This is a genomic window from Streptococcus sp. 27098_8_109, from assembly GCF_041432295.1.
Classification (GTDB): Bacteria; Bacillota; Bacilli; order Lactobacillales; family Streptococcaceae; genus Streptococcus.
This window is the reverse complement of sequence record NZ_JAPVZJ010000029.1, coordinates 1-13,584: the sequence shown is the minus strand read 5'-3', so window position 1 is coordinate 13,584 and position 13,584 is coordinate 1. Positions and strand designations below refer to the sequence as shown.

9 protein-coding genes and 1 pseudogene are annotated in these 13,584 nt (G+C 41.2%); 9 read left to right on the top strand and 1 reads right to left on the bottom strand.

Annotated elements, in window-relative coordinates; genetic code table 11:
- Positions 1-142: LPXTG cell wall anchor domain-containing protein (locus O3664_RS08880; protein WP_371613918.1), on the top strand; the 142-nt coding region annotated here is incomplete at its 5' end.
- 93 nt (positions 143-235) lie between these two features.
- Here O3664_RS08880 and O3664_RS08875 read toward each other — a convergent pair.
- Positions 236-779 (bottom strand): annotated as a pseudogene (locus tag O3664_RS08875) (transposase); the annotation flags it as partial.
- Between the two features lie 215 nt (positions 780-994).
- Between O3664_RS08875 and O3664_RS08870 the strand changes: the two are divergent.
- From O3664_RS08870 to O3664_RS08835, 8 genes are all read left to right on the top strand, one after another.
- Positions 995-6,805, top strand: coding sequence for a G5 domain-containing protein (locus O3664_RS08870; protein WP_371613917.1), 5,811 nt, complete (start codon positions 995-997; stop codon positions 6,803-6,805).
- 428 nt (positions 6,806-7,233) lie between these two features.
- Entirely contained in the window at positions 7,234-8,088 is an 855-nt protein-coding gene (locus O3664_RS08865; protein WP_143952607.1) for a VOC family protein, read from the top strand.
- A gap of 106 nt (positions 8,089-8,194) precedes the next feature.
- On the top strand, positions 8,195-8,752 hold the full coding sequence (locus O3664_RS08860) for a sugar O-acetyltransferase (protein WP_143952606.1): 558 nt from the start codon (positions 8,195-8,197) through the stop codon (positions 8,750-8,752).
- Positions 8,753-8,958: 206 nt separating this feature from the next.
- Positions 8,959-9,723 carry a nucleoside phosphorylase gene (locus O3664_RS08855; protein ID WP_049502306.1) on the top strand — a complete coding sequence of 255 codons (765 nt, stop codon included), beginning with the start codon at positions 8,959-8,961 and terminating at the stop codon, positions 9,721-9,723.
- Between the two features lie 33 nt (positions 9,724-9,756).
- Complete coding sequence (locus tag O3664_RS08850) at positions 9,757-11,136, top strand: TrkH family potassium uptake protein (RefSeq protein ID WP_049502305.1); 1,380 nt, start codon at positions 9,757-9,759, stop codon at positions 11,134-11,136.
- A gap of 13 nt (positions 11,137-11,149) precedes the next feature.
- Positions 11,150-11,815, top strand: coding sequence for a TrkA family potassium uptake protein (locus O3664_RS08845; protein ID WP_049544547.1), 666 nt, complete (start codon positions 11,150-11,152; stop codon positions 11,813-11,815).
- Positions 11,816-11,970: 155 nt separating this feature from the next.
- Positions 11,971-12,987, top strand: a complete 1,017-nt coding sequence (locus O3664_RS08840) for a glycosyltransferase family 2 protein (RefSeq protein WP_371613916.1) — start codon at positions 11,971-11,973, stop codon at positions 12,985-12,987.
- A gap of 115 nt (positions 12,988-13,102) precedes the next feature.
- A partial coding sequence (locus tag O3664_RS08835; RefSeq protein ID WP_371613915.1) for a YSIRK-type signal peptide-containing protein occupies positions 13,103-13,584 on the top strand: 482 nt, incomplete at its 3' end.

Genomic DNA, 13,584 nt, shown 5'->3' with positions numbered 1-13,584 from the left:
ACCAACAGCAGTCAAAGAAGCTGAAGGTAAGCGTGAATTGCCAAATACTGGTACAGAAGACCATGCTAACCTTGCAGCACTTGGACTTCTCGGAGTATTGAGTGGATTTGGTCTTGTAGCTCGCAAGAAGAAAGAAGACTAATTCTAATTAGATTTTCTGATAAGATTAAGGAGTAGGATATTCTATCCGCTCCTTTTTCTGGCTCTTTGTCAACTGTAGTGGGTTGAAGAAAAGCTAATCTCGAGAAAGGATAAATTTAGTCCTTTCTTTTTTTGATGTTCAGAGCGATAAAAATGCGTTTTTTGAAGTTTTCAAAGTTTCGAAAACCAAAGGCATTGCGTTTGATGAGATTATTGGTCGCTTCCAATTTTGCGTTGGAATAGGGTAACTGAAGTGTATTGACAATCTTCTCTTTATCTTTGAGAAAGGTTTTAAAGACAGTCTGAAAAAGAGGATGAACCTGCTTTAGATTGTCCTCAATAAGTCCGAAAAATTTGTCAGGCTCTTTATTCTGAAAGTGAAAAAGCAAGAGTTGATAGAGATGATAGTGGTGTTTTAAGTATTCTGAATAGCTCAAAAGTTTGTCTAGAATCTCTTTATTAGTTAAGTGCATGCGAAAAGTAGAGCGATAAAATCGTTTATCGCTGAGTTTATGACTATCCTGTTGAATGAGCTTCCAGTAACGTTTAATAGCCTTGTATTCATGGGATTTTCTATCCAATTGATTCATGATTTGGACACGTACACAACTCATAGCATGGCTAAGATGTTGGAGTAAAACAGTCCAGTGAACTGTTTTAGCCTGAGCCTAGAAATTAGAAAGAGAAGCTGTTTAGCCAAGTCAAATAGATTGCAAGATGTTCACTTAATCAGAAGAACAACTTTCTTGCACTTGACTTGATAATTGGGGTATAATTAAATTTATAGGATTTTGATAGACAAAATTTCAGTCTTCAAAAATAGTATCCTTTGATTGTTAGAAATTGGTTTAATATGAAAGAAAAAATAATAAAATCATCAAATCAGCGACAACTATTCTCTTTTCGTAAGTATAAAGTTGGGCTTTGTTCTGTTTTATTAGGTACAGCGTTGGTTTTTGGAGCTTCAGTGTCTAGTCCTGTTAGTGCAGCTGAACTTGAGAAAGAACCTGCTGTTATAGAAGGAACTGATGTTATAGGAAGCAGTACGGTGTCCAGTTCTAGTGATGATACTTCCAACAAAATATCTAATCATACAAATACAGTAGAAGATGCTTCAGTAGTCAAGGTAACAGCTAGTGCTGAGGAGATGAAAAAAGAAGACGATTACTATGCTCGTGAGATATTCAAGAATTCAGAAGTGGTATCGGTAGATGACGTGGAGACAAATAATAATGCAGATAAGAGTACTGACCTTAGTTCAGATCTACCAAAAGTCAAGAATTTGACCAATGCTACTGTTCATGTTGAGTTTAAAGCAACAGAAACGGTACCGAATTTATATAGTGTATTTTCTACCTCTAGTACTTCAAGTCGAAATGAGTATTTCCTTTTAGGAGTAAGTGGAAACAAGCCTGTTGTAGAGGCTAGAACAGGAAAAGAGGGGAGCTATCAGTACGATCGTTTTGAAGATGGAAAGGAAAGTATTCGTCCTAATGAGTGGAATTCGTTGACCTTTACTATTTCTCGACCTAATGTTAATGTAGATGCTGGTGAGGCGAAACTTTATGTTAATGGTAGGTTATCAAAATCTTCTGCTAAATCTGGTCTTTTTTTGACAGCTATGCAAAATTTGACCAATATGCAGTTAGGAGCTATGCAACGTGGAAATGGTAAAGTTTGGGGGACTAATCTAGATATCCGTAATCTAACGATTTATGATTATGCCTTCAGTGACACAGAGGTAGGACAACGAAGTACTATTTTTCTTCGAGATCCTGAGGGAAACAAGGCTCTTGGTCCAGCTGAATTAACAGATAATAAGGCTGTTTTTCAGTCTGGATTGAATGGTCAGAAAAATAGTGATGGGATTTATTCTTATCGTATACCATCTTTGCTGAAAACGAATGATGGTACAATAATTGCAGGGGCAGATGAACGTCGTTTGCATTATTCTGACTGGGGTGATATTGGAATGGTTGTTCGTCGAAGTGAGGATGGAGGCAAAACTTGGGGTGAACGAATTAATATTTTAAATATTCGTGATAATCCAAGAGCTAGAAATGCTAATATTGGTTCTCCTACTTCTATTGATATGGTTTTAGTACAAGATTCCAAGACAAAGAAAATTTATTCTATCTACGATGTCTTTCCAGAAGGACAAGGAATTTTGGGTATGAGTGTTACTCGTGAAGAGTCTTATACAGTTGTCAATGGTCGAACATATCAGATAGTATATAAGGGTAATGAGAAATATACTATTCGGGAAGATGATTATATTTATGATAGTAATAATCAAAAGACATCTTATCATGTAATCACTAAATCGACTCAGTCTGAAAATAAGTACAGTGATACAGGTGATTTGTATAATGGTAGTAAGTTAGTGGGAAATATATATTTTACCCCAACAACTGACTCGCCTTTTCGTGTAGCCAAGGATAATTTTATATGGATTTCAGAGAGCAATGATGACGGAAAAACTTGGTCAGCACCAAGGGACATTACACCCCAGATAAAGAAAGATTGGATGAAATTTTTGGGTACGGGTCCAGGTTCAGGTATTGCATTGAAGCATGGTCAATATGCAGGGCGTTTAGTAGTACCTATGTATTCAACTAATTATGTATCTCATCTCAATGGTTCTCAGTCTTCTCGTGTAATTTATTCTGATGATCATGGTTTGACTTGGCATATGGGAGCTTCTCCTAATGATGGTCGTATCTTCAGAGGGGAAACTTTGAATTCTAATACTATGAGAAACACAGCAGCAGAATTGACTGAGGCTACTGTTGTAGAGTTAAACGATGGAACACTCAAGATGTTTATGCGTAATCGAAGTGGTCATGTTCAATTTTCTACTAGTAAAGATGGTGGTGCTACTTGGGGTGCTGTTGAAACAATTAGTGATATTCCAGATGTTTATGTACAACTTTCAGCAGTTCACACTGTGCAAAATGGTCGGGAGTACATTGTATTAGTAAATGCTAATGGACGTGGTCGTGAAAATGGTTATGCTCGACTTGCAGAAGTTCAATCAGATGGTAGTTTGAAATGGATCAGACATAATTTGGTCCAAGCTGGTAAGTTTGCTTATAATTCTGTTCAAAATCTAGGTAATGGTGAGTTTGGTCTTCTCTATGAGCACAGTGAAGATGGTGAAAATGACTATACTCTTTCCTTTAGAAAGTTTAACTGGGATTTCTTAAATCCAACGGTTCGGGCAGTTTCTGCTCAAGTGACGACAGATGATAAATTAGTTTCTATACGTTATGATGGTGAGGTACTTGCTCGAAAAGGCCTGGTTTTAACATTATCTAATGGTAGAAAACTGCCTTTTGTTACTCAGTATGATAATCGTACCCTTCTTTTCCAATGGCAACCAGAGGATGAGGGGGCGACTGTAACAGGTATTCAAACAGGGACTTTGGATAGCGTGACAGATATTCCACTGGATACTACCAATGTTCGTCTGCCAATCCGTACTCGCACTGTTGAACCAACGGATCCAAAAGTGGCAGATTCTCTCCTTTATCCTGATATCAACAATGGCTTAAGGTGGCCAGCTGGTTTGAGCTACGATGATTTGAATAGAACTGTAACCCGAACTATACATTATGTTGCTGATGACGGAAAAGTTTTCCCAGATACAGTACAGACAGTCGCTTATAGTCGTAATGCTATTGTTGATCTGGTTAAAGGTACGGTTACTTATGGTTCTTGGGTCTTGGCTAAGTCAGAGTTTGACAGTCTTGTTGTTCCTATACAGGCTGGATATTTGGCTGATAGATCTTTGATTACTAACCAAAATATCGAAAAAGATGTTCAGACTTTGGTACCAATTTCGGTGACAACTAGTGTCCGTTATAAGAAATTAGGTTCTTGGATTGTTCAAACTCCAAATTCTGAAATGAATAGGATATCTTATCCCAATAGCTATTTAGATGCGAGTGTTATCGGCAATCATAGTACGGTTACCATTCCTTATATAGCGGGTTACCGTGCGATTGGGAAAGATGGGAATTATTTGACCTTGAAAAATACGGATCGTCCAGCAGAAGGATATCTAGCACCACGTCCTGATGATGCCACCCAAGATAGCATCATTCGTTATGATAAAGATAATCAAAGTGCTCAGATTCGTTTTGTGAATCAATCTAATAAAGCGGTCTTATCAACTGTTTCTTTAACTGGAAAAACAGGTGAAGTGATTGATAGTAAGTCTGTAGACAGGGAAATTTTATCTTTCTTGAACAAAGGTTATCGGATTGTTACAGATGAATTTCATCAGATACTAACTCCTGTTTATGGTGACAACAGTCGTGTGGTTACTCAATTTACTATTGTGCTTACACCAAGGGTGGAGAAGATTGATGCTAGTCAGTATAAAGAAAAAGATTCATTGGTAGATAGCCAGTTGAAGCTTACTTGGCCAGCTGGTTTGACAGAAAAAGACTTACAGAAGTCGGTTAGTCGTACGACTCGTTTCTTGAATACACAAGGTGAGGAAATTGCGCCTGCTCACGAAGCTGTTCTTAATTATAGAAGAACAGCAACTGTTAATCTTGTAACCAAAGCTGTTCTTTATACGGGTTGGATTGCTGAACAAAATAAATTTCCAGCAGTTTCAGCTCCAGTTGTGAGTGGTTACCTAGCAAATGAATTGGGGAAACCAGAATTATCAAGTACTCCAAATATCCCAGCAAGAGTGGATGCTATTCATTATCGCAAACTTGGACAATGGGTACTAAAATTACCGTCAGAGACAATAAAAATAACTTATCCTAACGACCGTAGTAATGCAGGACGTGTTGGAACAGATCAGTCAACGGCTCCAGTTGTGACAGGTTATCAAGCTAAATATCAAGGTAAAAACCTAGTTTTAGCACAGGATGGAAGAAGTTATATTCTTTCCCTTCCAGAAGATGTTACACGTGATATGATAATTGACTACACTCGTATTCCAGCTATAGAAGGGAAAGAAGAAGTTCGTGAAACGGTATCAATTCCTTACGAACGCTTGACTGAGGTTAGCTCTGATCTCTATACAGATCAAACTCAGCTGAAACAGTCAGGTCGTGCAGGATCTAAGAGTGTTGTGAAGATATACCAAACACTGGATGGAGTAAAAACAGAAAAGGTTCTCTCCGTCCGTGAGGAAAATGTAGTGGATTCTCAACCTGAAATTACCCTAGTTGGTACTAAGCCTATTAAGAGTCGAGAAAACGTTGTTAGCACAGAAGAAATCGCACCAGTACTTGTGTACCGAGAAGACCCTTCACTCCTGAAAGGTCAAAGTCAGACTGTTCAAGGTCGTGCAGGTCAGCGTAAGATTATCACTATCTATGAAACAGACCACGGTATACGTACTGGAATGATCCTCTCTCAAACAAGTGAGATTGTGCAAGAAGCAACCCCAACAATCATCTATCAGGGTGTGAAGGTTATCGGTCGTACTACTCCAGAAGACGGTCCTCTATCGCCAATGGTTGAAAAACCAAGTGTGGAAACCCGTATAGAGGAGACTGACTTTACTACTGAATATAGGAATAGTGCTAGCTTACCAAAAGGTCAAACTAAGGTCTTGATTGCAGGAGAGAAAGGTCAGCGTACCATCATTACAGAAATTAGTAGTGACAATGGTGTAGAAACACGTCGTGAGCTATCTAACACTATTACCAAGGAACCGATTAATCAAGTTGTCTTAATAGGGATCAAAGCTATTGAAGGGAAAGAAGAAGTTCGTGAAACGGTATCAATTCCGTACGAACGCTTGACTGAGGTTAGCTCTGATTTATATATAGATCAAAGTCAGCTGAAACAGTCAGGCCGTGCAGGTTCTAAGAGTGTTGTGAAAGTATACCAAACACTGGATGGCGTGAAAACAGACAAGGTCCTCTCTGTCCGTGAGGAAAATGTAGTGGCCTCTCAACCTGAAATTACCCTAGTTGGTACTAAGCCTATTAAGAGTCGAGAAAACGTTGTTAGCATAGAAGAAATCGCACCAGTACTTGTTTATCGTGAAGACCCTTCACTCCTGAAAGGTCAAAGTCAGACTGTTCAAGGTCGTGCAGGTCAGCGTAAGATTATCACTATCTATGAAACAGACCACGGTATACGTACTGGAATTATCCTTTCTCAAACCAGTGAAATTGTGCAAGAAGCAACCCCAACAATCATCTATCAGGGTGTGAAGGTTATCGGTCGTACTATTCCAGAAGATGGTCCTCTATCGCCAGTGGTTGAAAAACCAAGTGTGGAAACCCGTATAGAGGAGACTGACTTTACTACTGAATATAGGGATAGTGCTAGCTTACCAAAAGGTCAAACTCAGGTCTTGATTGCAGGAGAGAAAGGTCAGCGTACCATCATTACAGAAATTAGTAGTGACAATGGTGTGGAAATACGTCGTGTGCTATCTAACGATATTACCAAAGAACCGATTAATCAAGTTATCTTAAGAGGAATCAAAGCTGTAGAAGGAGAAGAAGACAAGAAAACACTTCTAATTCCTTCGAATGAGAATGTGATTCTTAGTTCTGATAGAAAATTAGCGAATTCTGCTAAGGAGTTACCAAGGACGTCGAATACTGATGATAAAAACTTATTTGTGCTTGGGTCAATCGGACTTCTCTTGGGATTGAGTGTTAGAAAAAGAAAAAATTGAGCATGAAATTTCCAATTTGATAGTAACGAGAGATTTTCATAGAGATGTTAGAGGATAATTTTAGCATTAAGAAAAGTTGTTTTAACTATTGCTATGGGAGCACCATATATATTTATAGCAATAAATTTGATAGCTTTTTTGAAAGTCATGTTTCTTCATTTGGATTCCGAAATCAGGACAAAATGGAGCATTGTACTCCAGTTTAGCGATGATTTCCTTATGTATATCCCGATTTATGATATCTATAGGGGATTTACCCATTACAAATATTATAGAGCCGGTTAAATAAACACAAAACAATCCTAGAAGATTTTTCTGGGATTGTTTTTGCTAGGGGAGTTTCTATAAGTTGTCTGGCTTGACTTTCTTGATAGAAATTATATAATAGTTGTAATAAAAATAATTACAACTAGAAAAGAGGTCTATTTATGACCTATGAATACAAGAGTCACATTTATTTGGCAGAGGCAGTTTTAAATGTAAAGGATTTGGCAAGTCAAACAGCCTTTTATCAGCAAGTGCTTGGTTTGGAAATCTTATCACAGACTGAGACAGAGGCTATTCTAGGACTTGGTGGAAAAGCCTTGGTTCAGCTGATTCAAGCACAAGAGAGTGGAGAAGTAAGGGAATATTATGGCCTTTACCATCTGGCTATTCTCTTGCCGACACGCAAGGCATTGGCTGATGTATTGAAACACCTGACAGATTTACAGATTCCTCTTGTTGGCGGTGCAGATCACGGTTACAGTGAGGCCCTTTACTTGGAAGATTTGGAGGGGAATGGCATCGAGCTCTATCGAGATAAGCCAGTTTCCACATGGGATATTCGAGAAGATGGACGCATTATTGGGGTGACAGAGGCCCTTGCGGAGCAGGATATCTATGAGTTGGGGGAAAGAGTAGAGCCCTTTATCCTAGCAGAAGGTACGAGAATGGGGCATATCCATCTTTCCGTCAAGGATAGTCGAAAGTCCAGCCAGTTTTATCAAAAGGTGTTAGGACTAGAGGATAAATTCAGTTTGCCTAGCGCTAGTTGGATTGCGGCTGGGGACTATCATCATCATTTAGCAGTCAACGAATGGGGAGGAAAAGGCCTAGCTCCGCGTAAGCAAGGTTTGCTAGGCTTAGCCTACTATGTCATTGAAGTCGCGAGTAAGGAAGAATTGTTAACGATTGCCGAGCGAGCACAGGAAGTTGATGCACCAATCAAGTGGCTGACATCTAGCCAGCTGGAAGTTACAGATCCAGACGGAATTGTGACCCGTATTCGTTTAGCAAGATAGGCAAGATGTGTTAAAAATCAGAGCATAAATTGTAGAAAGTACCCCTTATCCTAGTCAGATATGTAAACATTTTGATATGATAGTAGGGAATAAGGAGAAGAATACAATGACCAGTGAATACCAGAAAATGATTGCAGGAGAACCCTATCATCCGTTTGATCCTGAGTTGCGGGCCTTGGCTCAGGCTTCTCGCCAAAAACAGGCTGCCTTTAACAAGGAAGAAGATCCCTTGAAGGGGGCGGAGATTATTAAGACTTGGTTTGGTTCGACTGGGCAAAATCTCTATGTCAATCCACGCCTGGTGGTCGATTATGGAGTCAATATCCATCTAGGGGAAAATTTTTATTCTAATTGGAACTTGACCATGCTGGATGTTTGCCCGATTCGCATCGGAGACAATGCCATGATTGGCCCCAACTGTCAGTTTTTAACCCCACTCCATCCGCTGGATCCGCATGAACGTAATTCAGGTGTCGAATACGGCAAGCCCATCACCATCGGTGACAATTTCTGGGCAGGTGGTGGAGTCATTGTCCTTTCTGGAGTGACACTAGGCAATAACGTAGTGGCAGGAGCAGGGGCCGTTATTACCAAGTCTTTTGGCGACAACGTTGTCCTAGCTGGTAATCCCGCGCGCGTGATTAAGGAGATACCTGTGAAATAGAAGTAAGAAGGAACAGCGGAGGTTGTTTCTTTTTTATGGATTCCATCATCTTTTACCCAACTCACATTTACCTACTCTATATCTTAGCAAGTTTGTTTCATTGATTAATTTTAAAGCATTTCGTAACTGGGATGTTTTTTTCTATTCCCCTCCTTGACACTTTGTCAGCTTTTGATACAATAGTACAAAATTAGAGGAGATGAGTTATGATTCAGAAACATGCGATTCCTATTTTAGAGTTTGATGATAATCCTCGTGCGGTTATCATGCCCAATCACGAGGGGCTAGACTTGCACTTGCCAAAGAAGTGTGTCTATGCTTTTTTAGAAGAGGAGATTGACCGTTATGCGAGGGAAGTAGGGGCGGACTGTGTCGGCGAATTCCTTTCTGCCACCAAGACCTATCCAGTCTACGTCATGAGCTACAAGGGCAAGGAGGTCTGTCTGGCTCAGGCTCCTGTTGGTTCAGCTCCAGCAGCCCAGTTTATGGATTGGTTGATTGGATATGGTGTGGAGCAGATTATTTCCACTGGAACCTGTGGTGTACTGGCTGATATAGAAGAAAATGCCTTTCTAGTCCCTGTTCGGGCTTTACGAGACGAAGGTGCTAGCTATCACTATGTGGCACCTTCTCGCTATATGGAAATTCAGCCAGAGGCTACTGCTGCTATTGAGCGAGTGTTGGAAGCCAAAGGGATTCCCTATGAAGAAGTCATGACCTGGACGACAGACGGTTTTTACCGAGAAACGGCTGAAAAGGTGGCTTATCGCAAGGAAGAAGGCTGTGCTGTTGTGGAGATGGAGTGTTCTGCGCTTGCAGCAGTAGCCCAACTGCGTGGGGTTCTCTGGGGAGAGTTGTTGTTTACAGCTGATTCCTTAGCAGACTTGGACCAGTACGATAGTCGTGACTGGGGTTCAGAAGCTTTCGAGAAGGCCTTGGAACTCTGCCTTGAGATAGCCTTTCAGATATAGCTACTCTCCTACTTTTTATGGTACAATGGATGTATGTTATTCAAATTATTTGTGAAAAAAATTGAGAGAGCCTTGGGCGGACTTTCGCCAGCTCGTCGCATCTTTTTAAGTTTCGCTGGAGTTATTTTTATAGGCTCTCTCCTTTTGAGTTTGCCTTTTGTCCAAGCGAGTGGTTCGCAGGCCACTTATTTTGACCATCTTTTTACGACGGTGTCTATGGTCTGTGTAACCGGCCTTTCTACGCAACCGGTAGCTACTACCTATAATGTCTGGGGGCAGTTGATTTGTATGCTCTTGATACAGATTGGTGGTCTGGGGCTCATGACTTTTATCGGGGTCTTTTATATTCAGGGGAAGCAAAAGCTCAGTCTTCGCAGTCGTGAAACTATTCAGGAAAGCTTTAGTTACGGGGAGACTCGGTCGCTGAAGGCCTTTATGCGATCTATCTTTTTGACGACTTTTCTAGTGGAGGGCTTGGGTGCCTTTCTACTAAGTTTCCGTTTTATTCCTGAGTTCGGCTGGGGACGAGGCATTTTTACCTCTATCTTTTTAGCCATTTCAGCCTTTTGTAATGCTGGTTTTGATAATTTCGGCAGTAGCAGTTTAGTGGCTTTTCAGACGGATCCCTTGATCAATCTGGTCATTGCTGGCTTGATTATCACGGGTGGTCTTGGCTTTATGGTCTGGTTTGACTTGGCAACCCAGTTTGACAAGAAGAAAAAACGCCGTCTGCGTTTCCACACTAAGCTGGTTCTCTTCTTGACTGCAGGGATCTTGCTGTTTGGGACAGTATCCACACTCTTTACGGAGTGGCACAATCCAGGAACAATTGGCAATCTCAGTGTTCCAGAGAAAGTGCTGGTTAGCTTTTTCCAAACCGTCAGCATGAGAACAGCTGGCTTTGCTTCTATTGATTACACTCAAGCTCGGCCTGTGACCTTGTTTATCTATATCCTACAGATGTTTCTGGGTGGAGCGCCTGGAGGGACGGCTGGGGGACTCAAGATTACGACTTTCTTTGTCTTGTTGGTCTTTGCGCGTAGTGAATTGCTGGGTTTACCTCATGCCAATGTTGCGCAGAGAACTATTGAGGCTCGAACAGTTCAAAAATCCTTTAGTGTCTTCATTATCTTTTTGATGACCTTCTTGTTGGGCTTGGTGTTGTTGGGAATTACGGCAGAAGGAACACCGCGATTTATCTACCTTATGTTTGAGACCATTTCAGCTCTTGCGACAGTTGGGGTAACGGCAAATCTGACACCAGAATTGGGCAAGCTAGCTCTCAGCATTGTCATGGTGCTCATGTTTATTGGCCGTATCGGTCCCTTGACCTTGCTGGTTAGTCTAGCGGATTACCAGCCTGATAAGAAAGATTTGATTCAGTATATGAAAGCAGATATTAGTATTGGATAAGAAAGGAAGAATGATGTCAGATCGTACGATTGGAATTTTAGGCTTGGGGATTTTCGGGAGTAGTGTCCTGATGGCCCTTGCCAAGCAAGATATGAATATCATTGCTATTGACGACCACGCCGAGCGTATCAATCAATTTGAGCCAGTTTTGGCGCGTGGAGTTGTGGGCGATATTACAGACGAGGAACTCCTCAGAACTGCAGGAATTGATACCTGTGATACGGTTGTAGTGGCAACAGGGGAAAATCTGGAATCGAGTGTGCTTGCAGTTATGCATTGTAAGAGTCTAGGGGTACCAAGGGTTATTGCCAAGGTCAAAAGCCAGACAGCTAAGAAGGTGCTAGAAAAAATCGGTGCTGACTCGGTGATTTCACCTGAGTATGAAATGGGGCAGTCTCTAGCGCAGACCATTCTCTTTCATAACAATGTTGATGTCTTTCAGCTGGATAAAAATGTGTCTATCGTGGAGATGAAAATTCCGAGTGTCTGGGCAGGTCAAAGCCTGAGCCAGCTAGATCTACGTGGCAAATACAACCTCAATGTCCTAGGATTTCGTGAACAAGAAAATTCACCCTTGGATGTCCAGTTTGGCCCTAATGATCTCTTGAGGGCAGATGCCTATATCTTGGCAGTAATAAATAACCAGTATCTAGATGACTTGGTAGAATTAAATTCGTAAGGAGGGGAATCCCCTCTTTTTTGATGCTCAAAATAGCAAATAGAGATAGCAACCCTTGTATTCTAGTAAAAGTCCTTCAGAAGCTGGACTTTATGGTAGAATAGAAAGAAGTGACAAGAGAGAAAGAAAAAATCAGTCCCCTAAAGGAGTAGATTATGAAGTTATTGTCTATCGCCATTCCTAGCTATAATGCCGCAGCCTATCTTCATTACTGTGTGGAGTCGCTAGTGATTGGTGGTGAGCAAGTTGAGATTTTGATTATCAATGATGGGTCTCAGGACCAGACTCAGGAAATCGCTGAGCGTTTAGTCAGCAAGTATCCTAACATCGTTAGAGCCATCTATCAGGAAAATAAGGGCCATGGCGGTGCGGTCAATCGTGGCTTGGCGGAGGCTTCTGGGCGTTATTTTAAAGTAGTTGACAGTGATGACTGGGTGGATCCCCGTGCTTACCTGAAAATTCTCGAAACCTTGCAGGAACTAGAGAGTGAGGGGCAAGAGGTAGATGCCTTTGTGACTAATTTTGTCTATGAAAAGGAAGGTCAGTCTCGTAAGAAGAGTATGAGTTACGAGTCAGTCTTGCCTGTCCAACAGATTTTTGGCTGGGATCAGGTCGGAAATTTCTCAAAAGGCCAGTATATCATGATGCACTCGCTGATTTATCGGACAGATTTGTTGCGAGCGAGTCAGTTCCAACTGCCTGAGCATACCTTTTATGTCGATAATCTCTTTGTCTTTACCCCCCTTCAGCAGGTCAAGACCATGTACTATCTGCCTGTCGATTTCTATCGTTATTTGATTGGGCGTGAGGACCAGTCTGTCAATGAGCAAGTGATGATTAGGCGCATTGACCAGCAACTCAAGGTCAATCGACTCTTGGTAGACCAGCTTGATTTGTCCCAAGTGAGTCATCCAAAAATGCGAGAATATTTGCTGAATCATATTGAAATCACGACGGTGATTTCCAGCGCCCTGCTCAACCGATCAGGCACAGCAGAGCATCTTGCCAAAAAACGGGAGCTGTGGACCTATATTCAGCAGGAAAATCCAGAGGTTTTTCAGGCTATCCGCAAGACCATGCTCAGCCGTTTGACCAAACATTCAGTCTTGCCAGCTCGAAAACTTTCTAATGTCGTCTATCAAATCACCAAATCTGTTTATGGATTTAATTAATATAAGTATTTTATAAGAGGGATTTAAGAAAAATTTTAACTTTTTCTTAATCCTTTTTAATTTTAGGAGATTATACTAGAGTCATCAAATAAAGAAAAACTCTAAGGAGAATCCTATGAAATTCAATTCAAATCAAAGATATACTCGTTGGTCTATTCGCCGTCTTAGTGTCGGTGTTGCCTCAGTTGTTGTGGCTAGTGGCTTCTTTGTCCTAGTTGGTCAACCAAGTTCTGTACGTGCTGATGTGGTTAATCCAATCCCTGCTCAAGTAGTGCCAGACGCTGCTTCGGTGAGTGAAAAGAGCGACTTACCAGCAGAACTTCTCAAAGAAGCAGTCGATACAGCTCTTCCTTCAGAACAGGTAGATTCAACACCTAAAGCAAGCTTGGATGCTACAAGCTCTCCAGAAAAAGTGAATGTAGCTGATAAAGACCAAGTGGTAGCGCCAAAAGAAGAAGTGCAAGCAAAACCAGAATCTAAGAAAGAAATAGAAGATGCGCATACACCTGCGACAAATCCTGCGCCTACAGTTTCCGGACAAGACCGTGAAGCAAATGAAGCGCAACCAGCAACTACCCCAGCTGAAGTGCAAAAAGG